The organism is Neorhizobium sp. CSC1952 (assembly GCF_030378245.1).
GTDB lineage: Bacteria > Pseudomonadota > Alphaproteobacteria > Rhizobiales > Rhizobiaceae > Neorhizobium > Neorhizobium oryzae_A.
In genome coordinates this window covers 1437605-1463488 of the sequence record NZ_CP128416.1, presented here as the reverse complement: position 1 = coordinate 1463488, position 25884 = coordinate 1437605, and the positions used below count along the sequence as shown (strand labels likewise).

Here is a 25884-nt window from a genome sequence, read left to right as displayed (position 1 = left end):
ACCGATGTGAACGGGAATCGGGCGGAATTCTCGAACTTTCCGCCGTTCTCGGCGTTACGGATGAATGAGGAGGCGCATATGGTCGCTCTGGTCTTCATTCTGGCATGCATCGCGGCTCTGAGCGCCGTTTTCACGGTCGTCATCCGGCAGATGGCCAAAGCGCATCGGCAGCACTATCTCGAAGAGGTGGCAGTCAACGAGCTGGCATGCGCATCGCCCACCGAACCGGAACGGAAGGCAGCATACAAGGCGCGGCCTCGGGCGCGTTCCGCCGGATCGCGCCACGGCCGGGTCGCTCGCGGGCTGGCGGCCCGTCTGCATTCCGGCCCGATCATGCGATAACTCGATCCCCGCTTCCCGGGGTTCTGCATATCCATTCGAAGAGAAGGTTTGGTGGAGCTAAGCGGGATCGAACCGCTGACCTCTTGCATGCCATGCAAGCGCTCTCCCAGCTGAGCTATAGCCCCATCAGGGTGGTCCGGTATTTCCGGTCCTGGGAAGCTCCGCGGCGCTGTGCCTTGCGGAGTGGCGGCTTATTACTTCCGGTTTTCGGAGAGTGCAAGCCGAAATTTCTCTGCCCGGCAATTTTTATGGAATTGCCGGGCCTTACTCTTGAAATCGATCAGACTTCGTCGTCGTCGCCGGTCACGCCGATGATGCCGGACATGTCGTCGTCCTCGTCGTCCTCGTCGGCTTCGAGGAACGTATCGTCGTCATCGTCGCCGAGATCGACGTCGTCGTCGCCCATATCCGGCAGATCGTCGCTGCCCGAAGCCTCATCGCCTTCTTCCAGCGAGACGAGTTCGACTTCCTGGTTTTCGGTATCGACTTCCTGGACGTCTTCCTCCTCGGCCTGTTCCATCTTCACGGCCGCGCTGTTCTCTTCGAAGAAGGAAAGCGGCCAGGATTTGCCGGTATAGGGGGAAACGACCGGATCGCGGTTCAGGTCGTAGAATTTCTTGCCGGTATCGGGGTCGGTGCGCTTGGTTCCGAGTTCCGCTTTTGCCACAGTCAGAGCCTCATGAGGATGGCCGAATAGATCGGCATGCCGCTTTATTGCGGCTTTGTCGGGTGAAAAATCTAAGCCGGTCCCCATAAGGCCTGCGCCTCTTGATGTCAAAGGCAAACTTTCATCGCTTTCATCAAGGCTCTGCGGGTGATCGCTGGCCGGCTTTGTGGTAAGCACCGCAGGTGACGATCGAAGGAGCCGCCCATGTACCAGCCGCCGCATTTCCGGGAAGAGGATCTCGGCACCCAGCATGCGCTGATCCGTGCTCATCCGCTCGGTCTCCTGGTCACCGCCGGCAATTCTGGGCTGCTTGCCAATCCGGTGCCCTTCCATCTGGATTCTGCGGTTTCCGGAAAGGGCACGCTGAGGCTGCATCTCGCCCGTGCCAACGGTCAATGGAAGGACATCCGCGACGGCGCGTCTGTGCTTGCCGTCTTTCAGGGCGCGGATTCCTACGTCACGCCCTCCTGGTATCAGACGAAGCGCGAGACCGGAAAAGTCGTGCCGACCTGGAATTACGCGATCGTGCAGGCGCGGGGACCTGCACGCATTATCGAGGATGCCGACTGGCTGCTCGCGCAGATCGATGCCATCACCAGCCAGCATGAGGGCAGCCGCGCTGCGCCCTGGGCGGTCGGCGACGCGCCGGAGGATTTCATCCGCGCCCAGCTGAAGGGCATTGTCGGCGTCGAGATCGAGATCGCCGAGATCGAAGGCAAATGGAAGGTCAGTCAGAACCGTCCGGCCGGAGATCGCGAAGGTGTCGCGGCGGGACTTGATGAAATGCCCGGACAAGGACATATGGCGGAACTTGTCCGCCGCTACGGCGCCATGCGCAACACTTGAGTTTGAGAAATTGACGCCTGCAATGATCATCGCCATCGACGGACCAGCCGCCGCCGGCAAGGGCACGCTTTCCCGCCGGATCGCCGAGGAATATGGCTTCCATCATCTCGATACGGGGCTCACCTACCGCGCCACCGCCAAGGCGCTGATCGATGCGGGCCTGCCGCTGGACGACGAGAGGGTCGCCGAAAAAATGGCCAGGGGGATTGAACTGGCGGGTCTCGATCGCGACATATTGTCGAGCCACGCCATTGGCGAGGCGGCATCGAAGATCGCCGTCATGCCGCTCGTGCGCCGGGCCTTGGTGGAGGCGCAACGCGCTTTTTCGAGGAAGAAGCCGGGAACGGTGCTGGATGGCCGGGACATCGGCACGGTCGTCTGTCCCGATGCGCGGGTCAAGCTCTACGTCACCGCCTCGCCCGAGGTGAGGGCGAGGCGCCGCTACGACGAAATCGTCGCCGGGGGCGAGGCGGCTGATTACGCGGCGATCTTCGCCGACGTGAAGAAGCGCGATGAGCGCGACATGGGCCGCGCCGACAGCCCGCTCAGGCCTGCGGAGGATGCGCACTTGCTTGATACCTCGGAAATGAGTATAGAGGCCGCGTTTCAGGCTGCGAAGACGATCATCGACGCCGCCTTGAAGAAAGATTGACGATGTGGCCGGCTGAAGCCGGCTTCGTCTTCGAAGAATAGCCTGACGCTCTGTCCCCGCGCCGGATTTGCCTCCAGAAAACAGGGAGGCGGACATGATGCTCAGGCGTGTACAACACGAACCACCGGCGCAACACGTGCCTCCAGGGGCACTCTAGGAGATTTCATGGCAGTATCTAACCCCACGCGGGAGGACTTCGCAGCCCTCCTCGAAGAGTCCTTTTCCAAGACCGATCTCGCCGAAGGCTATGTCGCCAAGGGCATCGTGACGGCGATCGAAAAGGATGTTGCGGTCGTTGACGTCGGCCTCAAGGTCGAAGGCCGCATCGCGCTGAAGGAATTCGGCGCCAAGGGCAAGGACGGTTCGCTGAAGGTCGGCGACGAAGTCGAAGTTTATGTCGAGCGCATCGAAAACGCGCTTGGCGAAGCGGTTCTCTCGCGCGAGAAGGCTCGCCGCGAAGAAAGCTGGGTCAAGCTCGAAGCCAAGTTCGAGGCCGGCGAGCGTGTCGAAGGCGTCATCTTCAACCAGGTCAAGGGTGGCTTCACCGTCGATCTCGACGGCGCCGTCGCCTTCCTGCCGCGTTCGCAGGTCGACATCCGTCCGATCCGCGACGTCACCCCGCTCATGCACAACCCGCAGCCCTTCGAAATCCTCAAGATGGACAAGCGCCGCGGCAACATCGTCGTTTCGCGCCGCACGGTTCTCGAAGAGTCCCGCGCCGAGCAGCGTTCTGAAATCGTTCAGAACCTCGAAGAAGGCCAGGTTGTTGACGGCGTCGTCAAGAACATCACCGATTACGGTGCGTTCGTCGACCTCGGCGGCATCGACGGCCTGCTGCACGTCACCGACATGGCATGGCGCCGCGTCAACCATCCGTCGGAAATCCTGAACATCGGCCAGCAGGTCAAGGTTCAGATCATCCGCATCAACCAGGAAACCCACCGCATCTCGCTCGGCATGAAGCAGCTCGAGTCCGATCCGTGGGATGGCATCTCGGCCAAGTACCCGGTCGGCAAGAAGATTTCCGGTACCGTCACGAACATCACCGACTACGGTGCGTTCGTCGAGCTGGAGCCGGGCATCGAAGGCCTGATCCACATCTCCGAAATGTCCTGGACCAAGAAGAACGTACATCCCGGCAAGATCCTGTCCACGAGCCAGGAAGTCGATGTCGTCGTTCTCGAAGTCGATCCGTCCAAGCGCCGTATCTCGCTCGGCCTCAAGCAGACGCTGGAAAACCCGTGGCAGGCATTCGCCTACAGCCACCCGGCCGGCACTGAAGTCGAAGGCGAAGTCAAGAACAAGACCGAATTCGGCCTGTTCATCGGCCTCGAAGGCGATGTCGACGGCATGGTCCACCTCTCCGATCTCGACTGGAACCGTCCGGGCGAACAGGTCATCGAGGAATACAACAAGGGCGACGTCGTCAAGGCTGTCGTTCTCGATGTGGACGTCGAGAAAGAGCGCATCTCGCTCGGCATCAAGCAGCTCGGCCGTGATTCGGTCGGTGAAGCTGCCGCTTCCGGCGACCTTCGCAAGAACGCGGTTGTTTCGGCTGAAGTCATCGCGATCAACGATGGCGGTATCGAAGTGAAGCTCGTCAACCACGAGGACATCACCTCCTTCATCCGCCGCGCAGATCTCTCGCGTGACCGCGACGAGCAGCGTCCGGAGCGTTTCTCGGTCGGCCAGATCGTCGACGCCCGCGTCGTCAACTTCTCCAAGAAGGACCGCAAGGTCATGCTGTCGATCAAGGCTCTCGAGATCGCCGAAGAGAAGGAAGCCGTCGCTCAGTTCGGTTCGTCGGACTCGGGCGCTTCGCTCGGCGACATCCTCGGTGCGGCTCTGAAGAACCGCAACAACGCCGAGTAATCGACGTTACGCAGAAAAATAGAAAACCGCCGGGCGAAAGTCCGGCGGTTTTTTCATGCCGTTTCCGATGGGTGGGGTCAGGTCCAGCCGGCCATGCGCCAATAGAGATCGTTCGCCCGGCCTGCATCCCCGGCCTCTTCGTCCGGGGCTTCCTCGCCGGCGTCTTCCTTCGGGCCCTCGTTCGAACCATCCTCGCTGGATGCCTGCTGGCCGGAGTGCTGCTGCTCGCCGTCCTCGTCGGTTTCCGAGATCGCCTTCGTCTTGCGTTCTTCCGGATCCCTTTCGCGTTCCTCGGGCGGATAGGCCACGTAAGGCAGGGGCACGCCCTCGCGCAGGACATGCGGCAGCGGCAAGGGGAGGGCGAGCTGTTCGCTGAGTTCCGCTGTGCCGGCAGGCTGGCCGTTCGGGTTCGCCGGTGCGCTGGCGGTGCGAGTAGAGGGAGCCGAAGTCTCCGGCTCTGCGGCGGCCTGCGCGGCCGGTCTGGCCACGGCACCGGCGGCCTCTTCCTTTGCCCGCGCGGCAGTGTCCGGCAATTCGCCGTCCAGCAGTTCCGCCAGCGTCTGCTGCTCGGGCAACGGTCTTGCTGCGGCCGGTAGCGGCTCCATGAGCTCGCCTGCGCCTTCGGCGAACACTTTCGCCAGCAATTCCGTCATGGCACCAGCCGCTGCCTTGTCGCCGTGAAGCACTGCGCGTTCGATGCCGCGCTGGGAAAGCCGGGCAAGCGCCGGGCCGTCATAAAGGATAGGCGAGGATGTCTGCCGGTCGCCTGAAGCGGAAGGGGTGGCTCTCCGCCCGTCGCCTTCGAAACGTCGCGTGACGGATGGAGCCTCCGGCGTTTCGTCCGCCAAACCTTCCGTCCCACCGGACAGGCCGCTTTCGGCAAGCTCCGCCGTGATTTCCTGCTCTTGCATCGTCACGCCGGAGCTTCCGGTCTTCGAGCCGTTCTCCGCATGCAGCGTATTTTCTTCCGCGGAGGGGAGGGGTGCCGTTGCGAGGGTTGCCGTTCCGGCATTGAACCCAGACATAGCAGTTTTTCCGGGAAGCATGTCCGGATCGTTCGCCGGGGCGGCAATGGCCGCTCGCCCGGTGTCTCCGGCTTGCCCTGCGGCGGTAGAGGTGCCGTTTGCGGAGGTCGGCAATGCCGCCTGGGTCCCGGCCGTCGAAGACGGGGTCCCGTTTCCGGCGGGTTGGCCGGATGGAGCCGTGGTACTGTTGGCCGGCCGCGGTGGCGGGGTGGCCGACTGCTCGGCCCCGGCGTTCTGGCGGTAGGAGCTGACGACGGCCTTGGCGGCCAGATCGCGGGGGTCGAGCAATTGTGCGGTTTCCATCCGCATCGCGAATCGCGCCGCATCCGGTCCGGCCGGATTGTTGAGGATGTCCGTCATCAGCCGCAGCGAGACACCCTTGACGAGCTGGTTGAGGATGCGTTCGAGCGCGGCCCTTTCGGCCGGGTTCATCGCCTTGACCGCCTCCGAAAGACGCTGCGCGTAATCGAGCAGCGCCTCGCCTTCGCGGCGGGGGAGCTTGATCAGCTTGCCGATGGTTTCCGCAAAAATGGAGAAGCCCTGCGCAAGCCGCAGCTGGGCCGAAAGCGAAAGAATGTCCAGCCGTCCGCCCGACAGATAAGGGGAGGTGATCGTTTCCGCGGTGACCGCGCTGTTGGCCACATCGATCCGCTGCCGCGGCATGGGCTGCTGCGACGGCGTCTGATAATCGACGAATGAACTTAGCGTGGCACGAACTGGAGGCAGCATCGTACGCTCCATATCTGATTGCGACGATAGGGACAGTTCGGCTAAGCGATTTGTGTTTTCGCAACGAAACGGCGCTGCGACCGTAACGCCTCATGGCGTTCCCATGCCGATAGATAGCATCTACCCTGAGGTAAAAAGGTTAATGCCTCGCTAACATATTAGCGGAAAGTGATCTCGGGCGGGGCAGGTGGGCGGAAGACTTGGGCGCTTGGAGGACTACGCAGCCAGTTTCCTCTTCAGCAACTCGTAGACGCCGATATCATCCACGCGCACCGGCAGGATATCGGCCTCTTCCCCTTCAACCGCCTTCTCGGCAGTGAGCTCTTCGATCGCCGGGGCATTGAATTCGTTTGCCGGAGCCTCGCCTTCGACCGGAGCCTCGGCGGATGCCGTGCTCTTGTCGTCGATCGAAGCCTCATCAGAAGCAAGATTCTCCGTTGCTTCGGCGGTGTCGGAATTGGCAACCTGTTCCGCCGCGGCGGCAAATATGGCCAGCAGTGCGGCATCATCGACCGGCGCCGCTGTGTCCGAGCCTTCCGTGCCCGGCTCCCCCACCGGCAGCTCGTTCTTTTCCTCGATGACGTCCTGAACCTTCTGGACATCCTCGAGCTTCTTCCCCGCCTCTGCGGCTTCGATGTCTTCCCGGCGCTCGGCGCGGGTTTCCTCGTCCTCGACGCGTGTGGGATCGTAACCCTGGGGACCGAGTTTCAGCTCTTCGAGCGTCTTGGGATCGGCGACGTCTTCGAGACGCTGCACCACGCGCTCGACTTCCGTACCGAGCTTGCCGCCGTTGGCCTTCTTGTTCAGGCCCTCCATCAGGCGCTGGTTGTCGTCGCCATAAGGGTTCTTGATCGCCGCCAGCAGCGTCGCCATCGAGACACCGATCTCCTTGAGGCCGAGTTCTTCCGCAAGCTTGGCTGCTCCGGCTGGCCCCATGTCCTTCAACGCGTCTTCCAGCGCCCTGCCGAGCCGATAGGAAGAGCGTGCCTCGTCCGTATCGATGCCGAGTTTGGCGGCAAGACGGTCTATGAGTTCGATCTTCAACTCGTTGGGATCGGTGCGGTTGACGCCGAAGAGGGCGGACGTGATCTTTTCCTTGGCCCGCTTGGCTTCCTCGCTGGCGCTGATGCGCGCCTCGCTGACCGGATCGCGTTCCTTGCCGGATCTTTCGGCTTCCTCTTTCTTGCGCTGCTCCTCGATGCCGTCGAGCATCGATTGCATCACGTTGGTCGCGGCAAGCCCGTAGGACTGCTGGGTGGGAAGCAACATGGCCCGATATCCGGTCTCGTTGAGAGGTATACCTCGGGCAAAAATAGGTTCCGAAGGTTAACGGAATATTACCGGGAGATTAGGACTTGTCTCCCTGAGAAATAGGAGGCCGCGGCTTCAGGACCAGTGTCACCAGCACGAAGCTGACATAGAGCAGCAGATACCACGAACCGAGTTTGCCGAACGAAACCGCATGCCAGGTCTTCTGTGTCGGATAGAGCCAGGTGCCGGTCAGCGTGCCTATGTTTTCCGCAACCCACAGGAAAACCGACGAAAGAAATGCTGCCGCGACCAGCGGCATGCTGAGGGTCGTCCGGTCTGTGGTGAAATGGATGCTGACGCGCCGGAAGACGATGACCGTTGCCGCGAACAGAAGATAACGCAGATCGGGCAGATAGTGATGGCTGAAGAAATTGACGTAGATCGCGATCGCTAGAAGCCAAGTCTGCCACATGGGCGGATAATGGGTAAAGCGCATGTCGAAGATGCGGATGGTGCGGGCCATGAAGGAGCCGACCGAGGCATACATGAAGCCGGAAAACAGCGGCACGCCGGCGATCTGGAAGATCGCCGGCTCCGGATAGCTCCAGGATCCCATGTGGACCTTGAAGATTTCCATCACCGTGCCGGTGACGTGATAGACAAGGATGACCTTGGCCTCCTCCCGGCTTTCCATCTTGAAGCGCAGGAAAAGCGCCTGAACCGCAAGCGCGGCGGCGAACAGAAAGTCGTAGCGATGGAGCGGCCAGCCCGGCTGCCAGACGAATTTGGTGACGATCAGCAGCGCGAGCATGATCGCCGCGAACAAACAGGCCCAGGCCTGCTTCAGACCGAACAGGATGAATTCGGAAAGCCACCAGGGAAGCGGCGCCAAGGCGCCCCGGACGGCGAGGCGCAGGGGCTCGAGATAGGGCCCCGTCTCATGTGCCGGCGGACGTTCCCGATGACCCTGTTCCATCAGCTATGGGCGAAGATGTCCACCTCTTCCCAGCCGAGCAGGTCGAGCTTCGCGCGCGTCGGCAGGAAATCGAAGCAGGCCTCGGCAAGTTCGAGACGGTTGTCGCGCACCAGCCGCTCGTTGAGCTTGTCGCGCAGCGCATGCAGATACAGCACGTCCGATGCCGCATATTCGAGTTGTGCCGGCGAAAGCACCGCCGCGGCCCAGTCGGATTGCTGCTGCGCCTTGGAGACGTCGATGTCGAGCAGTTCCTTCAGATTGTCCTTGAGCCCGTGACGGTCCGTATAGGTGCGGACGAGCCGCGAGGCGATCTTCGTGCAGAAGACCGGTGTCGTCGTCACGCCGAACGTATGAAAGAGGACGGCGATGTCGAAGCGGCCGTAATGGAAGATCTTCTGACGCGAGGGGTCGGCAAGCAGGGCGACGAGGTTCGGCGCCTGTTTCTGGCCGGCGGCGATCCGGATCACGTCGGCGGAGCCGTCGCCCGGCGAAAGCTGCACGACGCAGAGGCGGTCGCGGCGCGGCACGAGGCCGAGAGTCTCCGTGTCGATGGCGATCGCCCCCGTGTAGCGGGCTGCATCCGCCGCCGAAATATCGCCCTCGTGATATCGAATCTCTGCCATCTCCGTCTCCGTCTGCCCATATTTCGGCATTCGCTATAGACCACGTTCTTCGTCAAGGATACCGTCATCTTGGAACGCCCGCCACGGAAGCCGAAAAGGGCATTGGTGAGCGACGGTTTGACCCTTGGGCATTTGCTCAAGCTCTGCGCCTGACGCATTGCTGCATTGCAACAGAGGGGATTGGCGCGCTTAATCGATTAGCCTATATGTTTGTCCATCGAACGACGCACTCCTCCTCCCAGCGTCGTTTGATACGGATCGACAACATCCTCCTCCTCCCAGTTGTCGATCAAGTTTAAAGCCTGGCGCATCCTCCTCCCGCGCCAGGCTTTTTCATTTTCAGCTCCTCCCCTTTGATATCGCCCGTTCGACGCTCGGCACACCGGGCCGGATTTCGTTCGCGCTCGTCGGAAGACGAAGCCCTCTCGAAAATCGAGGATTCGACGTCGGTAACCTTCATTGACGGCTTGGAGGCTAAGCCAGAGCCTTGATCGCGGCGACCACCTCGTCCTCGATATCGAGGCCCTTTTCGATTGCTGCGCGCCGTGCGTTCCGCCCGCGCCGTCCGGGCAGCCGGACACCTTCTTCCGAGGCCATTTCCTGGGCCAATTCCGCAATTCGTTCGACTGCGGAAGCGGCTCCGGCCGTGGGATCGATGACGATCAATATCTGGCCGACCGAAGGCGGCGTGCCCTTCTCCTCCATGAAGGAGCTTGCTTCGTGGGAGAAGTTGCCGCCGGTCAGACCGGCCGCCAGGATTTCCACCATCAGCGCCAGCGCCGCGCCCTTCGCGCCGCCGGAAGGCGCCATGACGCCTTTCAATGCCTCGTTCGGATCGGTCGTCGGCCTGCCCTCGGCATCGAAGGCCCATCCTTCCGGAATGCTCTCGCCTTTCTGCCGGGCCGCCATGATTTTGCCCGCCGCGACGGTGGAAAGCGCGAGATCGATGACGATGGGGTCTTCCCCTGCGACGGGCGTGGCAAAGGCGATCGGATTGGTGCCGAACAGGCGTTTCCTGCCGCCCCAGGCCGCCATGGAAGCCGGCGCATTGGCGAACATCAGCGCCACGAGGCCTTGTTCGGCGAATCGCTCCACCGTCAGCGCCATGACGCCCGCGTGATGTGAGCGCTGGATGAGGCCGAGCGCGATGCCCTGTTCGCGAGCTATGCCGGGAAGCTTTTCGGCGGCGAGATCGAAGGCCGGATAGGCATAACCGAGCGCCGCGTCGACCGTGAGCACGGCCGGTCTCGGGCGTAAGGCGGTGGGGCGTGCCTTGCCGTCCACCTTGCCGTTGCGGGCCTGGCCGATATAGGCGGGAATGCGCCTTAGCCCGTGTCCATATTGGCCGGCCGCTTCCGCATGCACCAGTGCATGCGCGACGGATCGGGCCGTCTCGGCGAGAACGCCGTTGGCTTCGAAAACGCCCTGCACGAGCGTCTCGGCTTCTTGGAGTGTCATGTGCATGCAGAATATCCGGGTAGGTTCATCGATGGATATTCTGCATATAGCGCGAATGTCACTGGCAGGTTAGTGCCTGATCGAGATAGCTCGCGACACCCGACGGCGGGGCAGGAATGGGCGAGGCGCGGCGGACGGCCGACATGATGTAGTTGTCGATCGCCGAATCGCCGGAAGATCGGGAGAGCGAAACGTTGGTGACGTTTCCGCCGCCGTCGAAGCTGAAGCGCACGGCCGCCGTCCCGGTGCTGTTGCCGGGGCACCTGCGAGCGGTTCTCGCAAGCTTTGCCTGAACGCGGGATTTCCACCTGGCAGGCGAAACCGATGGCGCGATCGAGCCGGTGGAATTTTGGCTTGCCGCCGTTCGATCCGACTGCCGGGCCTGAACCTTCGCCTCGGCCATTTCCCGGCGCGCCTGCTGCTGCTTCGGCCTCTCGACCTTCTTGACCGGCTCCTTCTTCGGCTCGGGCTTCTTCGCCACTTCCGCAGGCTTCTCGACCGGCATCGGCGGACGCATCATCGGCAGGGGCACTTCGACATTTTCGAGCGCAGCCGTTATCTGCTGCTCGATCGGGTCGATCTCCTCGACGGGTTCCGGCGGCGGTTCGGGAATGGTCTGGGTGATCTCGGGTGGCGGCTCCGGCAGAGGCTCTTCGATGACCGGCTCCACCGGCTCGGGCTCGACGGGTTCGGCGACCTCCTGCGGGGGCGGTTCGATCGGCTGCGGCTCGGGTTCGGCCACCGGCTCCGGTTGAGGCTCCTCGACCGGTTCCATCTGCTCGCTCTTGACCTCTTCCACGTCCTGAACGTCGGGGGAAACCTGTTCCTCTTCCGTGTTGACGGCTTCCGGCTCGGGAGCAAGCTCGATCATGATTGCCACAGGCGGCGCGTTCTCGGCCGGTGAGGCCGGCTCTTCCCGCATCAGATAGACGGCGGTTCCGTAATGCAGCGTCAGCATCACCAGTCCGGCGACACCCCAGAGCGCCAGCTCGCCGACGCGCCCGGCGGGACTTGTCTGCGAGACGACGATGCTCATGGATTGCCTCCCGTCGCGGGTACGGAGGGTGCGGATGGCGGTTCGGCGCCGCCATCGGCCGGCGCTGCAGAGGCGGGCGGCGTCGGCAGCGTTTCGAGGCCCACCAGCGCTATCTTCAGGTAACCGGCATCCCTGAGCAGGTTCATGACTTCCATGAACTGCCCGTAATCGACCGCCTTGTCGGCGCGCAGGAAGACGCGCGTGTCCTTGTTGCCCTCGGTCACCCGGTTGAGCGTCGCGGCGAGCTGCTCGCGCGCCACGGCATCATTGCCGATGTTGAGGCTGAGATCTTCCTTCACGGTCAGATAGAGCGGTTCGTCCGGCCGTTCGGCGGGCTTGGCGGAGGAGGCGGGAAGATCGACATTGACGTCCACGGTGGAAAGCGGCGCCGCCACCATGAAGATGATCAGGAGAACCAGCATGACGTCGATGAACGGCGTCACGTTGATCTCATGGTTTTCGGGAAGCTCGTCGCCGTGATGTTCGCGAATGCCGCCGGCCATGGTCGATCAGCCCCCCGCCACCAGCGACATCGGGTTCTTGCGCGCACCCGGCGGAACCTTGCGGAAATCGAGATCGCGGCTGATGAGCCGCTCCACGCCGGCTGCGGCATCGGCGAGAAGCTGGCGGTAGCCGGTCACGGACCGGGCGAAAACGTTGTAGATGACGACGGCCGGGATGGCGGCCACGAGGCCGATCGCAGTGGCGAGCAGCGCTTCCGCAATGCCCGGCGCGACCACGGCAAGGTTCGTCGTCTGCGTTTCGGAAATGCCGATGAAGGAGTTCATGATGCCCCAGACGGTTCCGAACAGGCCCACGAAGGGCGCGGTCGAACCGATCGTCGCGAGCACGCCCGTGCCGCGCGACATGCGTCTTCCGGCATAGGCCTCGATGCGGGAGAGGGCGGAACCGACACGTTCCTTGACGCCGTCGCCATGGGCATGATCGAGGGCTGCTTCGGAAAGCTGCATTTCCTCGGCTGCGGCCCGCAGCATCAGCGCTGCAGGTCCGCCGCGGCCGCCGGAGGCATTCACGGCCTCGGCAAGCGAACGCGAGGATCGGATGATCTTCAACGTCCGGCCCGCCCGGGCGCGGGCGCCGGCAAGCTCCAGCGTCTTGGCAAGCCAGACCGTCCAGGTGACGAGCGAGGCAAAGGCCAGGCCGATCATCACGCCTTTGACGATCCAGTCGGCCGCCATGAACATGCCCCAAGGCGAAAGGTCGTGCGGCAGATCCTCCCGTTGCGCAGGGTCGAGGAGCTGCGTGAACGTGTCGGCCGGCTCCTGCGAAGCGGGTTCGCCGAGCGCCGGTTCTGCCACGCCGTTTTCCGGTGCAGCGGCCGGCATGGGCGAAGAAGATGAGGGCGCCGCAGCTTCCGGCTGTGAGGCGACCGGTTCGGCGGCCTGCGGAGCGGATTGCCCCTCGCTCGCCGTCGGGGCCGCCGGGCTTGCAGCCGGCTGCGCGGGAGCGCTCGGGTTTTCGGCTGCCGCAGCGGATGGAGCAGCGGGTTCGGCGGGTGCCGGCTGGGCGGGAGCGGCGGCCTGTGGCGGCGCCGTTTGCGGCGCGACATCCGGCGCCGGGGCCTGCGCCATCACCGTCGTAGCGGTCAGTGCCAGCATGGCGAGAGTTATCGGAAGCCGGCTCCTGATCGGCTGGCGCATGGAAAGAGCGGGCTTCAGGGCAACGGACATGACAGGCTGTACTCCGAACTTGTTCGACAACGCGAGCAGCGCTTCGGCGCGAACCGGCATTTGCAGAAACGGACATCGGAACGCTGCCGGTTACTGCCGGCCGGTTCGCGATGTCGTTGCTACCCCGATAATAAACATGAGTAGAAATGGCAACTAATAAATCTTGGGAATGCCGATCAAATTTGTCTTACACGGGCATTCCCATACATCACGCGCATGGGTTCCCGGCTTCCCGCCTTCGGAATAGGCGGGGTTATCGTGCCAGCCAGCCGCCATCGACCGGCAGCACGATGCCATGGATGTAGTCCGAGGCCGGCGATGCGAGAAAGACGGCGGCGCCGCCGAGCTCTTCCGGCTCGCCCCAATGGCCGGCCGGGATGCGGCCGAGGATCGCCGCGTTGCGGTCCGGATCGTTGCGCAGCGCTTCGGTGTTATTGGTGGAAAAATAGCCTGGTGCGATGGCGTTGACGTTGATGCCCTTGCCCGCCCATTCGCAGGCAAGCAGCCGGGTGAGCCCGGCAAGGCCGCTCTTCGAGGCGGTATAGGAGGGAATGCGGATGCCGCCCTGGAAGGAGAGAAGCGAGGCGATGTTGATGATCTTGCCGCCCTTGCCCCCGGCGATCAGCTGGCGTGCAAAGGCCTGGGAGAGAAAGAAGACCGTCTTGAGGTTGACGTCCATCACCGCGTCCCAATCGGCCTCGGTGAAGTCGATCGCATCGGCCCGGCGGATGATGCCCGCATTGTTGACGAGAATGTCGGCTCGTCCCGTCCAGGCGAGGGTTTCCTTGATGACGCGGTCGACAGGCTCCAGCGTCGAGAGGTCCGCCCGGATCGAAAGGCTCCGCCCGCCGGCGGCGCTGACCGCCGCTTCCGTCTCGGCCATGGAGGAACGGCCGACCAGAGCCACATCCGCGCCGGCACCCGCAAGCGCCACGGCAATCGCCTGACCGAGGCCGGTATTGGCGCCGGTGACGATTGCCGTCTTGCCTGTCAGGTCGAATGAAACTGGCATGTCTTCCTCCCAAAGCATGTCGCGCCAAAGTGTGCGGCGGTTTTGCGGCGGCGACATGCGCTTAAAAACTCAAAACCGCCGGAAATCTTTTCCCGGCGGTTCCTAACATTATTGAAGCAGCGCTTAAAGCGTGCGCGTGACGTGCTCCACGCGGAAGCACTCGATGATGTCGCCGGCGCGGATGTCTTCGTAGTTCTCGAAGGCCATGCCGCATTCCTGGCCGACCGGCACTTCCGAGACTTCGTCCTTGAAGCGCTTGAGCGTCTTGAGCTTGCCTTCGTGGATGACGACGTTGTCGCGGATGAGGCGGACGCCCGCACCGCGCTCGACCTTGCCTTCCGTGACGCGGCAGCCCGCGACCTTGCCGACCTTGGTGATGTTGAACACTTCCAGGATTTCGGCATTGCCGAGGAAGGTCTCGCGACGTTCCGGCGAGAGCAGGCCCGACATCGCCGCCTTCACGTCATCCACCAGGTCGTAGATGATGTTGTAGTAGCGGATCTCGATGCCCGAACGTTCGGCGAAGGCGCGTGCCTGCGCATTGGCGCGGACGTTGAAGCCGATGATCGCCGCATCGGAAGCCTCGGCAAGCGAGATGTCCGACTCGGTGATGCCGCCGGCACCCGAATGGACGATCCTGGCGCGGACTTCGTCGGTGCCGAGCTTGTCGAGCGCGCCGATGATCGCTTCGATCGAGCCCTGCACGTCGCCCTTGATGACCAGCGGGAACTCCTTCATGCCGGAGCTCTGGAGCTGCGTCATCATCTGCTCGAGCGAACCGCGCGAGCCGGACTGGCGGGCCGCCGCCTTGTCGCGGGCAAGCCGCTGGCGATATTCGGAGATCTCACGGGCACGGCTTTCGCTCTCGACGACGGCGAACTTGTCGCCGGCGGCCGGCGTGCCGGAAAGGCCGAGCACCTCGACGGGCATTGCGGGACCGGCTTCCTTGACGTGTTCGCCCTTGTCGTTGACGAGCGCGCGCACGCGGCCCCACTGATCGCCGGCAACGATGATCTGGCCGGGCTTCAGCGTTCCCTTCTGCACGAGCACGGTCGCGACGGAGCCGCGGCCGCGGTCGAGCTGGGCTTCGATCACGGTGCCCTCGGCCGTCCGGTTCGGATTGGCCCTGAGGTCGAGGATTTCCGCCTGCAGCAGGATAGCTTCGAGGAGCTTGTCGAGATTCGTGCCGTTCTTGGCCGAAACCTCCACGTCGAGCACTTCGCCGCCCATGGATTCCACGAAGACCTCGTGCTGGAGCAGTTCGGTGCGCACCTTCTGCGGATTGGCCGTCGGCTTGTCGATCTTGTTGATCGCCACGATGATCGGCACGCCCGCTGCCTTGGCGTGGTTGATGGACTCGATCGTCTGCGGCATCACGCTGTCGTCGGCCGCGACGACGAGGATCGCGATGTCGGTCGCCTGGGCGCCGCGGGCACGCATGGCCGTGAAGGCGGCGTGGCCCGGAGTGTCGATGAAGGTGATCTTCTGACCGTTCTGTTCGACCTGATAGGCACCGATATGCTGGGTGATGCCGCCCGCTTCGCCGGCCACCACGTTGGCGTGGCGGATGGCATCGAGCAGCGAGGTCTTGCCGTGGTCGACGTGACCCATGATGGTGACGACCGGCGGACGCGGCAGCATTTCGCCTTCGTCGTCGGCGATGTTGAAGATGCCTTCCTCGACGTCCGATTCCGAAACGCGCTTGACGGTATGGCCGAATTCACCGGCGATGAGTTCGGCAAGGTCGGCGTCGATGACGTCGCCCGGCTTCATCATCTGACCTTCCTTCATCAGGTACTTGATGACGTCGACGGCGCGTTCGGACATGCGCTGCGACAGTTCCTGAATGGTGATGGTCTCCGGCAGGATGACTTCGCGCATGACCTTTTCGCGCGGCTCCTGCATCTGGCTGCGGCGGAATTTCTCCTGCCGGCGGCGGATGGCGGCGAGCGAACGGCCACGGGAGCTGCCGCCCTCGTCGTCGTCGCTGACGGTGGTGATGGTCAGCTTGCCGCGGCGGCGATCGTCCTCGCCTTTCGGGCGGGCCGGAACCTTGGCAGGCGCCGGGGTGGGCACACGGCCGCGGCCGGGCGTGCTGCTGCGGGCCGGGCCGCGCTCTTCGTCCTCATCCTCATCGGCCCTGCGGCTGCGGCCGGCCACGGGCTGAGCTCCGGGGGCTGCCGCTGGGCGGGGCGGTTGCGGGCGTGCGTCCTGCGGACGGGCGGCCGGAGCGGCGGCAGCGCGTTCTGCCGGCTTTTCGGCAACGGCAGGTGCCGGGGCTTCAGCCGTGGCGGGCTCTTCCTGAACCGGCGCCGTCTTTGCTTCCTCGGCCCGGCGGGCGGCTTCGGCCGCCTCTTCGGCCCTGCGGCGTTCTTCCTCGGCCTTGCGGCGTGCCTCTTCCTCGACCCGGCGCTTGGCTTCCTCGGCCTCGCGGGCCTGGGCTTCCACCAAGGCTCGGCGACGCGCTTCCATTTCTCCGGCGGAGAGGTCGTGCAGCACGGTCGGCCGCTGCGGCTGGCGCGGCGGCGGGGCTGACGGGCCTGCAGAGGGGCGCTGTCCCTGAGGGGCAAGCGGACGCTGGCCCTGCGGCGCCGGCTGATGGATCCGCGGCTGCGGGCTGGCGGCCTGGGGGCGCTGCGGCGCCGGCTGGGCGGCTTCCACCGGCCGCTGGACCGGTGCTGCCGGCGTGAAAGCCGGTTTTTCGTCTTCCGGGCGGATCGGGCGGCGCTTGCGCGTCTCGACCACGACCGCCTTGGTGCGACCGCGACCCATATCCTGGCGCACAGTACCCTGGCTTACCCCGGACGGTTTCAGGGTAAGGGTCTTCTTAACGCCGAGTGTCTTGTCGTCTTTGTTATCGGTCATTCCGTTCCTGTTCCTTCGGACGGGAACGGATGGCGACCATCAGATCCCGTCAATAGTATACAAATATCCGGTACGGCGGCCGGCATCTGCCGGTGACCGTATCATTGTTCTGGCCGGCCAGCGCCGCCGTCTGCTCCGGACTGACCGACACCGCGGTACTTTTTGAGCATGGTTGCGCGCTTCACTACACCCTCACCCGCCTGCCCTGCAAGCGCGCAAGCATGGATAAAAGCATTCTGGCCCATCACTTCGTCCAATTCCTTGCCCGTGAAGAGCGAAAAGGACGGAATGTCTTCCTGCAGCTCGGATCCGAGCTTCCAGGCCTTGCGGGCCTGGTCTATTTTTCTGACGCCGTCGGCGGCCGCATCCGCCGCGTGAAAGACGGCGATTGCCGCGCCGGAGCGCACGGCGGCATCCACTTTCATGGCGCCGGAGATGAACTGGCCGGCCTTGCGGGCCATGTTCATCATGCCCACGAGATCGGCCGCGATCAGCCGGTCGACGAGCGCGCCGAGATCGGCATCCGCCTTCGCCTCGGTTTTGAGCGCCCGGGCAAAGAGCTTCTTCTGAACGGCCCGGTCGACAAGCGTCCGTTCCGCCTTGATCCAGCAGCCGCGGCCGGGAAGCTGCCGCTTGAGGTCGGGCACGACGCGCCCGTCCGGAGCGGCTACGAAGCGGATCAGCGTTTCCGGCGATCCGCTCTCGCGCGTTACGATGCAGGTCCGGTCGTTCACGACAATCTCGCTCAACCCGTGATCGTCATCCGGCGCCTCTCGCAGCGGGATCATTCCTCTTCTGCGGTGTCCGCCTCCTCGGCCTGCTGCTGGGCGAGATCCTCTTCGGTGATCCAGCCTGCAAGCAGGCGGGCCTGGACGATCATGTTCTCGGCCTCGACGCGCGAAACGTCGAACTTCGAGAAGAGGCCTTCGAACTTCTTCGTCTCGCCGTCCTTGCGTTCGGTCCAGCCGACGAGGTCGTCTGCGGCGCAGCCGGCGAAATCCTCGACCGTCTTGATGCCGTCCTCGCCGAGCGCGACCAGCATCTGGCCGGTGATGCCGTTGATCTGGCGCAGTTCGTCGGACACGCCGAGCTCCTTGCGCTTCGCATCGTTCTCGGCCTCGACGCGTTCCAGGTATTCGCGGGCGCGGGTCTGGATTTCGTTCGCCGTATCCTCGTCGAAACCTTCGATCGAGGAGATTTCGTCGAGTTCGACGTAAGCCAGTTCCTCGACCTGGGCGAAGCCTTCGGAGGCGAGCACCTGGCCGATCATCTCGTCGACGTCGAGCGCTTCCATGAAGAGGTTGGTGCGCTCGTTGAACTCCTTCTGGCGGCGTTCGGATTCTTCCTGCTCCGTCATGATGTCGATGTCCCAGCCGGTGAGCTGGGAGGCGAGACGGACGTTCTGGCCGCGGCGGCCGATCGCGAGCGAGAGCTGCTCGTCCGGAACCACCACTTCGATGCGCTCCGCGTCTTCGTCGAGAACCACCTTGGCGACTTCGGCCGGCTGCAGTGCGTTGACGATGAACGAAGCCGGGTCCTGGGACCACGGAATGATGTCGATCTTTTCGCCCTGCAGCTCGCCGACGACGGCCTGGACGCGCGAACCGCGCATACCGACGCAGGCGCCGACCGGATCGATCGAGCTGTCGTTCGAGATGACGGCGATCTTGGCGCGCGAGCCGGGATCGCGGGCGACCGACTTGATCTGGATGATGCCGTCGTAGATTTCCGGCACTTCCATGGTGAAGAGCTTCACCATGAACTGCGGATGGGTGCGCGACAGGAAGATCTGCGGACCGCGCTGCTCGCGGCGCACGTCGTAGACATAGGCGCGGACGCGGTCGCCGTAGCGCATGTTCTCGCGCGGTATCATCTCGTCGCGGCGGATGATGCCTTCGCCGCGGCCGAGATCGACGATGACGTTGCCGTATTCGACGCGCTTGACCGTGCCGTTGACGATCTCGCCGACGCGGTCCTTGAATTCGTCGAACTGGCGGTCGCGCTCGGCCTCGCGCACCTTCTGCACGATCACCTGCTTGGCCGATTGGGCGGCGATACGGCCGAAATCCATCGGCGGCAGCGGATCGGCGATGAAATCGCCGATCTTGGCGTCGGGGTTGCGGTCGCGGGCCAGCGCCAGCGGGATCTGGGTGCCATAGTCCTCGGCGGCTTCCACCACTTCCAGCAGGCGCTGCAGGCGGATTTCGCCGGTCTTCGAGTTGATGTCGGCGCGGATATTGGTTTCCGAGCCGTAGCGGGAGCGGGCGGCCTTCTGGATGGCGTCGGCCATCGCGGCCAGCACGATCTCGCGGTCGATGACCTTTTCGCGCGCCACTGCATCCGCGATCTGCAGAAGTTCAAGCCGGTTCGCACTCACTGCCATTGTCGTTGGTCTCCGTAGGTCGAATGTTTGGCCTCTTCTTCAAAAAGGCCTTTGTCTCTTGTTTGGTTATTCGTCGTCTTCGTCGTTCTGGTTCGCGGCCTCGGCCTTGGCGAGCTTGTCGGCCCGCAGCGCGTCGCGGATCAGATCGTCGGTCAGGATGAGCTTTGCCTCGGCCAGCGCCGAAAACGGGATCGTCACCCGCGGTGCCTCGCCATAGGCGACCTGATCCCGCTCGATCGTGAAACCTTCCGTATCCGCTTCCGTGATCCTGCCGCGGAACCGCTTGCGGTTGTCGATCATGATCGACGTTTCGCATTTGACCAGGTGGCCCTTCCAGCGGAAGAAGTCCGACTTGCGGACCATCGGGCGGTCGATGCCCGGCGAGGACACTTCGAGATGATACGCTTTATCGATCGGATCTTCCACATCAAGAACGGGCGAAATGGCCGTGGAAACGGCCTCGCAGCCGTCGACATCCATGGTTCCGTCGTGGCGCTCGGCCATGATCTGCAATGTCAGGCCGTTCTGGTTCAGCATGCGCACCCGCACCAGCCGGTAATCCATGGCGGTCAGCACCGGCTCGATGATTTCGGCGATCCTGAGGTCGAGCCCGGTCTCGATGATGAGCCGCGGCTCGGTTTCGGTTTGCGGCATAAGCTCTCCGGCAATCATTCCCCGGATCGCTGTCGCAGAACCGGGATGGACAGATCGCCTAACAAAAAAGAGCGGGTCCGGTCGGGCCCACTCTTCATCGGACGATCAAGAATATGGCCTGCATATACGCTCTCGGACCCCGAATTGCAAGAGAAGCCTCTTTCTTTGATCGGGGCCGCTGGAATTTGAATATCTCCAGTCTATAACCGTTTATAGCGACGCACGAAAGAAAGAGGACGAAAAGTGCCCGATCGGATATCGACCCTGGCTCCCTTCCGGCACCAAACCTTCAGAACGATCTGGACCGCCAGCCTCGCGTCCAATTTCGGCAGTCTCATCCAGGCCGTCGGCGCCGCCTGGATGATGACCTCGATTTCCGCTTCCGAGGATATGGTCGCGCTGGTCCAGGCTTCGACCGCGGCGCCGATCATGCTCTTTTCGCTCGTCGCGGGCGCGCTCGCCGACAGTTTCAACCGGCGCAGCCTCATGCTGACGGCGCAGATCTTCATGCTGGTCGTCTCCGCGACGCTGACGGTCTTCGCCTATCTCGATCTGCTGACGCCGTGGCTGCTTCTGGCATTCACCTTCCTGGTCGGCTGCGGCGTGGCCCTCAACAATCCTTCCTGGCAGGCGTCCGTAGGCGATATGGTGCCGCGCGAAGTTCTGCCGGCGGCCGTTTCGATCAACAGCGTCGGCTTCAACATCACCCGCAGCCTCGGCCCGGCGATCGGCGGCGCGATCGTCGCTGCGGCAGGCGCCGCCGCCGCCTTCGCCGTCAACTCTTTCTGTTATTTCGCCCTCATCTATGCGCTCTTTCGCTGGAAGCCGGAGAAACGCGACAGCACCCTGCCGCGCGAAACGCTCCTGCGCGCGCTTTCGGCGGGTCTCGGCTATGTGGCCATGTCGCCGAATATCCTCAACGTGCTGCTCCGCGGTCTGGTCTTCGGCCTTTCGGCAAGCGCCATCCTGGCCCTTCTGCCGATCGTCGCGCGCGACCTCGTGTCCGGCGGCCCGCTCACCTACGGCATCATGCTCGGCGCCTTCGGGGTGGGCGCGATCGCCGGCGCCATCGGCAATTCCAGGCTCCGCGAAGCTTTCTCCAGCGAATCCATCGTCCGCCTGTCCCTCGTCGGCTTTGCCGCGAGCGCGGCGGTCATCGGCGCGAGTTCCAGCACCGTATTGACGGCGATCGTACTGCTCGTGCCCGGGGCCTGCTGGGTTCTGGCCCTGTCGCTGTTCAACACGACGGTGCAGCTCTCGACGCCGCGCTGGGTCGTCGGCCGGGCACTGTCCTTCTATCAGACGGCGACTTTCGGCGGCATTGCCGGCGGAAGCTGGTTATGGGGCGTCCTGTCCGATGCATTCGGCGTCTCGGTCGCCCTGACGCTGTCCAGTTTCGCGATGCTGGCGGGAGCGTTGATCGGTCTTCGCCTGCCGCTGCCGCAGTTCGGCGATCTCAATCTCGATCCGCTGAACCGGTTCAACGAACCGCTTCTGAAGCTCGACCTCCAGCCGCGCAGCGGACCGATCGTCAATATGGTCGATTATATCATCGCCGATGAGGACATCCCGAAATTCCTGATGCTGATGTCGCAGCGCCGCCGCATCCGCATTCGCGACGGTGCCCGGCAATGGGCGCTGATGCGCGATCTCGAACATCCGGAAATCTGGACCGAGACCTACCACACCGCGACCTGGGCCGATTACGTCAGGCACAACCAGCGCCGCACCCAGGCGGATGCGGAGGCCTGGGATGCGATCCGTGCCCTCCACAGAGGCGAGGAAGGGCCGCGCGTCCACCGTATGATCGAGCGGCAGGCGATCCCGACGAGCGACCACGTCTTCCACAAGGCTCACGTGGACCTTCATCACTGACAGCCCTCGCTGTCAGCTCCTTACCGGATCTTTCCCTTCAGCGACGGATCGGGGAAGCAGGTCGGCGCAAGCCCGTTCTTCGCCTGCCAGTCGCCGAGCGAACGGCGCGTCTTGTACCCTGGCAGGCCGTCGACATTGCCGACATCGTAGCCCTTCGAAACCAGTGCCTTCTGCATGGCCAGGATATCGGAGCGCAGCATCTTTCCGACGTCCCCCCAGTTCGCCTGGAACGGCCCCGCACCATAGGCGATGCGATCGGCAAGATTGCCGATGAACAGCGCGTAGAGGTCGGAATTGTTGTATTGCTTGAGCACGTAGAAATTCGGCGTGACGATGAATTCCGGCCCGTGCCGGCCGGCCGGCACCAGCATCATTCCGTCCGCCTTGAGATCGGCGGCGGGGAAGGCCTTGCCGGAAATGCGGGTGATGCCTGCCGCCGCCCACGCGGAAATCGGCTTGGCGAGGTCCGGCCCTTCCTGCGCGCAGGTGAGCTGGGAGGGGATGCTGACCTCGAAACCCCAGTCGCGCCCGCGTTGCCAGCCTTCCTTCTGCAGGTAATGCGCGATCGAGGCGAGCGAATCCGGCACCGAATTCCAGATGTCCGGATGCCCGTCGCGGTCGAAGTCGACGGCATATTTGAGATAGCTCGACGGCATGAACTGCGGCTGGCCGAGTGCGCCGGCCCATGACCCTTTCATGGTCGCCGCGTCGACATCGCCGCGCTCGATCATCGTCAATGCCGCGATCAGTTCCTCGCGGAACATCTCCTTGCGCGTCGACATGAAGGCCTTGGTTGAGAGCACCTGCACCGCGGAATAGGGCAGCTTCGCCTTCCCGAAGCCGGACTCCCGGCCCCAGATCGCCACGACGATCTCGCCCGGCACGCCATAGGCCGTTTCGATCTTCTTCAGCGTCGCGGCATGCGCGGCGGCGAGCCCCCGGCCGGTCGCGGCCAGTCCCTGCAGCCGCTTTTCCGAAAAATAGGCGCCGGGCGAGGAGAATTCCGCCTGGCTCTGATCCTGCTGTTTCGGTGGTTTGGTGCCCGGCGGCACGAGATCGGGCAGGCTCCAGTTGAGCGTCACGCCTTGGAAAGCGGCCTTGAGAGTTCTGTCCGAAATGCCGGCTTTTTTCGCCGCCGGACCGAGGTCATCGGCGATCCACCGCTGGAACTGCCTTTCCACGTCCGGCTTGCTCTGGGCGAACGCGGGGAGGGGGAGGAGCGCTGACAGTGCAGCGAAAAGCAAAGCAGCGGCGCGTCCGAAAACACCCCCCTCTGCCCTGCCGGCCATCTCCCCCTCAAGGGGGGAGATCGGCTGGGCGCACCGGTTTCCCGGCATGGGAGCGGGGCCTGGATGACAGACCGTTGCTGATGGGGGAAGCCCTCTCCGCTTGTGATCTCCCCACCTGTGGGGGAGATGGCCGGCAGGCCAGAGGGGGGCGAGCTTGCTCAACGTTATCCTCCTCAAAACTCTAACCGCAGGACAAAAGGGTGAGGGTCTTCATCCGGTTCTCCCCTAGATCGCCGTCCTGGCCCGCAACGCCGCCGTCAGCGTTCCCTCGTCGAGATAGTCGAGCTCGCCGCCGACGGGCACGCCATGCGCCAGCCGGGTGATCTTCACGTCGATGCCGGAAAGCTGGTCGGTGATGTAATGCGCCGTCGTCTGGCCCTCGACCGTCGCATTGACCGCGATGATGATCTCCCGGATGCCGCCCTCGTTGACCCGATCGATCAGCCCGCGGATGTTCAGGTCGTCGGGGCCGATGCCGTCGAGCGGCGAGAGTGTACCGCCGAGCACGTGGTAGGCGGCATTCATCGCCCCCGCCCGTTCCAGCGCCCAGAGGTCGGAAACATCCTCCACGACGATCACCACAGACTGATCGCGGCGGATGTCGGTGCAGACGGTGCAGGGGTCGACGGTATCGACATTGCCGCAGCGCGAGCAGACCTTCACCTTGTCATAGGCTTCGCCCATGGCATGCGACAGCGGACCGAGGAGCTGCTCCTTCTTCTTGATGAGATGCAGCGCCGCCCGGCGTGCGGAGCGGGGGCCAAGGCCCGGAACCTTCGCCAGAAGCTGGATGAGTTTTTCGATTTCGGGGCCGGTGACTCGCTTTGCCATGTTCTCCCTTTAGCCCATCCGTTAGGCAAACGGAAACGTCGAAAGGCTATCCAATGTGAAACTTCTTGCGGCCAGGCGACGCATGCCGCGCCAAACTCGACCCAAAGAGAGCGAGGTCGGTTCGGCGCATATGCGGCATCACGAAACCGTGATGGTTGGTGATATGGCGGCATGCCTGCCAGGCCCTATACCGCCTGAATTGACGGCTATGCGGAACTTTGTATGAGTTTTTTGAGACGCATCCCCCTCGGTCTTCTTTCCGGCGCGCTGATCGTGCAGATCGCGGCGGCAAGCGCCGTGTTCGCCCAAGGGACTGAAACCGATCCCGACCATTCGGTCTTTGTCTTTGGCGGCGCCATGGTAAACGGTGACATGGCGGAATCGGCCAATCCGTTCGGTGTCGGTTACGAGGATCATCCGGTCTTCGGTCTCGGCTACCAGTTTTTCCCCTACAGCATCGGTTCGGTGAAGCTCGGTCTTGAAGCGGGCCTTGCCGGAAGGTTCGGCGGCAACGCCAATGCCGAGATATGGGGCGGCGTAGTCGGCCGTTACGACGCCATCGAAATAGCCAACACGCTTCGGATCATTCCATCCTTCACCTTCGGCTTGAGCCATGTGACCGAGACGATGGAGGGGCGGGAGCGCAAGAATGAGGAGGAGCGTAACGGCGATGCCAGCACGCTCTTCTATCTCGGCCCCGAACTGAGCTTCAGCTCCGTCTCCCGGCCGGACCTCGAAGTGTTCTGGCGCCTGCATCACCGTTCCGGAGCCTGGGGCACCCTGGGCGACATGCATGGCGGGTCCAACGCCAACGTCATCGGCGTCAGGTATAATTTCTAGCGTGCCGCGATCGCCGCTGCCGCGCCGGCCATCGTTCCGGCCGAGAGCCGGTTGGCGATCCTCACCGCCCGCGGGCTTTTGAGGAACTGCCGCGCCTTGGCGGCGAGCAGAACCCATGCGAGATCGACCACGACCAAGACGACGAACATCGCGGCGACCAGTTCCAGCCAGCCGGTCAGCGTCACGCCGCCGAGATCGATGATCGAGGGAAGCAGTGCCACATAGAACATCATGATCTTCGGATTGCCGAGCGTCACGGTGAGCCCGGCGAAGAACATCTTCAACGCCGAGCGGCTTTCCGGCAGGTCCTCGCCGGGACCGGCAGGCTCGGCGAACCACATCTTCCAGGCGAGATAGAGAAGATAGGCGACGCCGATCCATTTGATCGCCACGAAGACGAGTTGAAAGCTCTCGGCGATCGCGGCAAGGCCCGCGACGGCGAACGACAGCCACACGGCCTCGCCCACCCACATGGCCGCCAGGAACGGCAGCACGTCGCGGTAACCCTTGGAGAGCACGCGGGCGACCAGCGCGGCGATGCTCGGCCCGGGCGAACCGGCGGCGACGAACAGTGCAGCAGCAAAGACGAGTATCGACGTGAGCGTCATCGGAACCTCCCTATTCCGTCAGGCGGTGCGATCAGAACGGCAGCTTCATGCCGGGCGGGATCGGCAGGCCGGCAGTCAGTTCCTTGGTCTTTTCGGCGGTGATCGCCTCGGCGCGTTCCTTGGCCGCCTTGTGGGCCGCGACGATCAGATCTTCGAGGATTTCGACGTCGTCCTCCTTGAAGAGCGAGGGGTCGATCTTCAGGCCGAGCATCTCGCCCTTGCCGTTGAGCCGCACGGTCACCAGGCCGCCGCCGGAAGTGCCCTCGACGTCGAGTGCGGCGATATCCGCCTGCATCTTCTCCATCTTGGCCTGCATTTCCTTGACCTTGCCCATCATGCCCATGATGTCGCGCATCTTT

24 protein-coding genes and 1 tRNA gene are annotated in these 25884 nt (G+C 63.6%); 6 read left to right on the top strand and 19 right to left on the bottom strand.

All coding sequences use genetic code 11. The features are described from left to right. Positions 1 to 78: 78 nt before the first annotated feature. The gene (locus QTA58_RS07565) at positions 79 to 342 is read left to right on the top strand and encodes a hypothetical protein (RefSeq protein WP_289672289.1); all 264 of its coding nucleotides are present in this window, start codon (positions 79 to 81) and stop codon (positions 340 to 342) included. Between the two features lie 49 nt (positions 343 to 391). Here QTA58_RS07565 and QTA58_RS07560 read toward each other — a convergent pair. Together QTA58_RS07560 and QTA58_RS07555 are read right to left on the bottom strand one after the other, a co-directional pair. Beyond that, a tRNA-Ala gene (locus QTA58_RS07560) sits at positions 392 to 467 on the bottom strand. Positions 468 to 622: 155 nt separating this feature from the next. After that, complete coding sequence (locus QTA58_RS07555) at positions 623 to 1009, bottom strand: TIGR02300 family protein (RefSeq protein WP_085421881.1); 387 nt, start codon at positions 1007 to 1009, stop codon at positions 623 to 625. A gap of 204 nt (positions 1010 to 1213) precedes the next feature. On the opposite strand from QTA58_RS07555, the gene QTA58_RS07550 reads away from it, so the two are divergent. From QTA58_RS07550 to rpsA, 3 genes are all read left to right on the top strand, one after another. Further along, the gene (locus QTA58_RS07550) at positions 1214 to 1855 is read left to right on the top strand and encodes an FMN-binding negative transcriptional regulator (protein ID WP_289672288.1); all 642 of its coding nucleotides are present in this window, start codon (positions 1214 to 1216) and stop codon (positions 1853 to 1855) included. 22 nt (positions 1856 to 1877) lie between these two features. After that, entirely contained in the window at positions 1878 to 2507 is a 630-nt protein-coding gene (gene cmk / locus QTA58_RS07545; RefSeq protein ID WP_289673052.1) for a (d)CMP kinase, read from the top strand. Positions 2508 to 2672: 165 nt separating this feature from the next. Beyond that, positions 2673 to 4379, top strand: coding sequence for a 30S ribosomal protein S1 (rpsA, locus tag QTA58_RS07540; RefSeq protein WP_085421884.1), 1707 nt, complete (start codon positions 2673 to 2675; stop codon positions 4377 to 4379). Positions 4380 to 4456: 77 nt separating this feature from the next. Here rpsA and QTA58_RS07535 read toward each other — a convergent pair whose 3' ends face one another. The 13 genes from QTA58_RS07535 to rimP form a co-directional block, all read right to left on the bottom strand. Continuing rightward, complete coding sequence (locus QTA58_RS07535; protein WP_289672287.1) at positions 4457 to 6133, bottom strand: hypothetical protein; 1677 nt, start codon at positions 6131 to 6133, stop codon at positions 4457 to 4459. 216 nt (positions 6134 to 6349) lie between these two features. Next, the gene (locus QTA58_RS07530) at positions 6350 to 7402 is read right to left on the bottom strand and encodes a hypothetical protein (protein ID WP_289672286.1); all 1053 of its coding nucleotides are present in this window, start codon (positions 7400 to 7402) and stop codon (positions 6350 to 6352) included. Positions 7403 to 7481: 79 nt separating this feature from the next. After that, positions 7482 to 8360 carry a DUF817 domain-containing protein gene (locus tag QTA58_RS07525; protein WP_289672284.1) on the bottom strand — a complete coding sequence of 293 codons (879 nt, stop codon included), beginning with the start codon at positions 8358 to 8360 and terminating at the stop codon, positions 7482 to 7484. Beyond that, positions 8360 to 8983, bottom strand: a complete 624-nt coding sequence (locus QTA58_RS07520) for a ribonuclease D (protein WP_085423320.1) — start codon at positions 8981 to 8983, stop codon at positions 8360 to 8362. Before QTA58_RS07520 ends, QTA58_RS07525 begins: the two co-directional genes overlap by 1 nt. 474 nt (positions 8984 to 9457) lie before the next feature. Further along, a complete protein-coding gene (locus QTA58_RS07515; protein WP_289672283.1) occupies positions 9458 to 10447 on the bottom strand; it encodes an Ldh family oxidoreductase in 990 nt (329 codons plus the stop codon). Positions 10448 to 10499: 52 nt separating this feature from the next. Continuing rightward, entirely contained in the window at positions 10500 to 11477 is a 978-nt protein-coding gene (locus QTA58_RS07510) for a TonB family protein (protein ID WP_289672282.1), read from the bottom strand. Beyond that, positions 11474 to 11980, bottom strand: a complete 507-nt coding sequence (exbD, locus tag QTA58_RS07505; RefSeq protein WP_289672281.1) for a TonB system transport protein ExbD — start codon at positions 11978 to 11980, stop codon at positions 11474 to 11476. The genes QTA58_RS07510 and exbD overlap by 4 nt, the downstream gene beginning before the upstream one ends. Before the next feature lie 6 nt (positions 11981 to 11986). Then, positions 11987 to 13168 (bottom strand): tonB-system energizer ExbB, encoded by a 1182-nt coding sequence (gene exbB / locus QTA58_RS07500; protein ID WP_289672280.1) that lies wholly within the window; start codon positions 13166 to 13168, stop codon positions 11987 to 11989. A gap of 253 nt (positions 13169 to 13421) precedes the next feature. After that, on the bottom strand, positions 13422 to 14180 hold the full coding sequence (gene kduD, locus QTA58_RS07495; RefSeq protein WP_289672279.1) for a 2-dehydro-3-deoxy-D-gluconate 5-dehydrogenase KduD: 759 nt from the start codon (positions 14178 to 14180) through the stop codon (positions 13422 to 13424). Between the two features lie 123 nt (positions 14181 to 14303). After that, positions 14304 to 17045: a translation initiation factor IF-2 gene (gene infB / locus QTA58_RS07490; RefSeq protein ID WP_289672278.1), complete on the bottom strand. Its 2742-nt coding sequence runs from the start codon at positions 17043 to 17045 to the stop codon at positions 14304 to 14306. A 101-nt stretch (positions 17046 to 17146) separates the two neighbouring features. Further along, a complete protein-coding gene (locus tag QTA58_RS07485) occupies positions 17147 to 17833 on the bottom strand; it encodes an RNA-binding protein (protein WP_289672277.1) in 687 nt (228 codons plus the stop codon). Beyond that, the gene (gene nusA / locus QTA58_RS07480) at positions 17830 to 19428 is read right to left on the bottom strand and encodes a transcription termination factor NusA (RefSeq protein ID WP_289672276.1); all 1599 of its coding nucleotides are present in this window, start codon (positions 19426 to 19428) and stop codon (positions 17830 to 17832) included. Before nusA ends, QTA58_RS07485 begins: the two co-directional genes overlap by 4 nt. 66 nt (positions 19429 to 19494) lie before the next feature. Then, complete coding sequence (gene rimP / locus QTA58_RS07475) at positions 19495 to 20082, bottom strand: ribosome maturation factor RimP (protein ID WP_289672275.1); 588 nt, start codon at positions 20080 to 20082, stop codon at positions 19495 to 19497. Positions 20083 to 20325: 243 nt separating this feature from the next. Between rimP and QTA58_RS07470 the strand changes: the two genes are divergently transcribed. After that, positions 20326 to 21957, top strand: coding sequence for an MFS transporter (locus tag QTA58_RS07470; protein WP_085421895.1), 1632 nt, complete (start codon positions 20326 to 20328; stop codon positions 21955 to 21957). A 20-nt stretch (positions 21958 to 21977) separates the two neighbouring features. Here the strand turns inward: QTA58_RS07470 and QTA58_RS07465 are convergent, their stop codons facing one another. Continuing rightward, complete coding sequence (locus QTA58_RS07465) at positions 21978 to 23246, bottom strand: lytic murein transglycosylase (protein WP_289672274.1); 1269 nt, start codon at positions 23244 to 23246, stop codon at positions 21978 to 21980. 225 nt (positions 23247 to 23471) lie between these two features. Then, positions 23472 to 24077, bottom strand: a complete 606-nt coding sequence (gene recR / locus QTA58_RS07460; RefSeq protein ID WP_085421897.1) for a recombination mediator RecR — start codon at positions 24075 to 24077, stop codon at positions 23472 to 23474. A gap of 222 nt (positions 24078 to 24299) precedes the next feature. Between recR and QTA58_RS07455 the strand changes: the two genes are divergently transcribed. Further along, positions 24300 to 24917: a hypothetical protein gene (locus tag QTA58_RS07455; RefSeq protein ID WP_289672272.1), complete on the top strand. Its 618-nt coding sequence runs from the start codon at positions 24300 to 24302 to the stop codon at positions 24915 to 24917. Here the strand turns inward: QTA58_RS07455 and QTA58_RS07450 are convergent. Together QTA58_RS07450 and QTA58_RS07445 are read right to left on the bottom strand one after the other, a co-directional pair. Further along, positions 24914 to 25525 (bottom strand): LysE family translocator, encoded by a 612-nt coding sequence (locus QTA58_RS07450; RefSeq protein ID WP_085421899.1) that lies wholly within the window; start codon positions 25523 to 25525, stop codon positions 24914 to 24916. The two genes, QTA58_RS07455 and QTA58_RS07450, sit on opposite strands and share 4 nt — an antisense overlap. Before the next feature lie 31 nt (positions 25526 to 25556). Next, positions 25557 to 25880: a YbaB/EbfC family nucleoid-associated protein gene (locus QTA58_RS07445; RefSeq protein WP_085421900.1), complete on the bottom strand. Its 324-nt coding sequence runs from the start codon at positions 25878 to 25880 to the stop codon at positions 25557 to 25559. Positions 25881 to 25884: the final 4 nt, after the last annotated feature.

Excerpts from the sequence above, each read along its gene's own strand:
- QTA58_RS07565 (WP_289672289.1), top strand. The coding sequence starts at position 79 with ATGGTCGCTCTGGTCTTCATTCTGGCATGCATCGCGGCTCTGAGCGCC.
- QTA58_RS07550 (WP_289672288.1), top strand. The coding sequence starts at position 1,214 with ATGTACCAGCCGCCGCATTTCCGGGAAGAGGATCTCGGCACCCAGCAT.
- cmk (WP_289673052.1), top strand. The coding sequence starts at position 1,878 with ATGATCATCGCCATCGACGGACCAGCCGCCGCCGGCAAGGGCACGCTT.
- rpsA (WP_085421884.1), top strand. The coding sequence starts at position 2,673 with ATGGCAGTATCTAACCCCACGCGGGAGGACTTCGCAGCCCTCCTCGAA.
- QTA58_RS07535 (WP_289672287.1), bottom strand. The coding sequence starts at position 6,133 with ATGCTGCCTCCAGTTCGTGCCACGCTAAGTTCATTCGTCGATTATCAG.
- QTA58_RS07530 (WP_289672286.1), bottom strand. The coding sequence starts at position 7,402 with ATGTTGCTTCCCACCCAGCAGTCCTACGGGCTTGCCGCGACCAACGTG.
- QTA58_RS07525 (WP_289672284.1), bottom strand. The coding sequence starts at position 8,360 with ATGGAACAGGGTCATCGGGAACGTCCGCCGGCACATGAGACGGGGCCC.
- QTA58_RS07520 (WP_085423320.1), bottom strand. The coding sequence starts at position 8,983 with ATGGCAGAGATTCGATATCACGAGGGCGATATTTCGGCGGCGGATGCA.
- QTA58_RS07515 (WP_289672283.1), bottom strand. The coding sequence starts at position 10,447 with ATGCACATGACACTCCAAGAAGCCGAGACGCTCGTGCAGGGCGTTTTC.
- QTA58_RS07510 (WP_289672282.1), bottom strand. The coding sequence starts at position 11,477 with ATGAGCATCGTCGTCTCGCAGACAAGTCCCGCCGGGCGCGTCGGCGAG.
- exbD (WP_289672281.1), bottom strand. The coding sequence starts at position 11,980 with ATGGCCGGCGGCATTCGCGAACATCACGGCGACGAGCTTCCCGAAAAC.
- exbB (WP_289672280.1), bottom strand. The coding sequence starts at position 13,168 with ATGTCCGTTGCCCTGAAGCCCGCTCTTTCCATGCGCCAGCCGATCAGG.
- kduD (WP_289672279.1), bottom strand. The coding sequence starts at position 14,180 with ATGCCAGTTTCATTCGACCTGACAGGCAAGACGGCAATCGTCACCGGC.
- infB (WP_289672278.1), bottom strand. The coding sequence starts at position 17,045 with ATGACCGATAACAAAGACGACAAGACACTCGGCGTTAAGAAGACCCTT.
- QTA58_RS07485 (WP_289672277.1), bottom strand. The coding sequence starts at position 17,833 with ATGATCCCGCTGCGAGAGGCGCCGGATGACGATCACGGGTTGAGCGAG.
- nusA (WP_289672276.1), bottom strand. The coding sequence starts at position 19,428 with ATGGCAGTGAGTGCGAACCGGCTTGAACTTCTGCAGATCGCGGATGCA.
- rimP (WP_289672275.1), bottom strand. The coding sequence starts at position 20,082 with ATGCCGCAAACCGAAACCGAGCCGCGGCTCATCATCGAGACCGGGCTC.
- QTA58_RS07465 (WP_289672274.1), bottom strand. The coding sequence starts at position 23,246 with ATGGCCGGCAGGGCAGAGGGGGGTGTTTTCGGACGCGCCGCTGCTTTG.
- recR (WP_085421897.1), bottom strand. The coding sequence starts at position 24,077 with ATGGCAAAGCGAGTCACCGGCCCCGAAATCGAAAAACTCATCCAGCTT.
- QTA58_RS07455 (WP_289672272.1), top strand. The coding sequence starts at position 24,300 with ATGAGTTTTTTGAGACGCATCCCCCTCGGTCTTCTTTCCGGCGCGCTG.
- QTA58_RS07450 (WP_085421899.1), bottom strand. The coding sequence starts at position 25,525 with ATGACGCTCACGTCGATACTCGTCTTTGCTGCTGCACTGTTCGTCGCC.
- QTA58_RS07445 (WP_085421900.1), bottom strand. The coding sequence starts at position 25,880 with ATGCGCGACATCATGGGCATGATGGGCAAGGTCAAGGAAATGCAGGCC.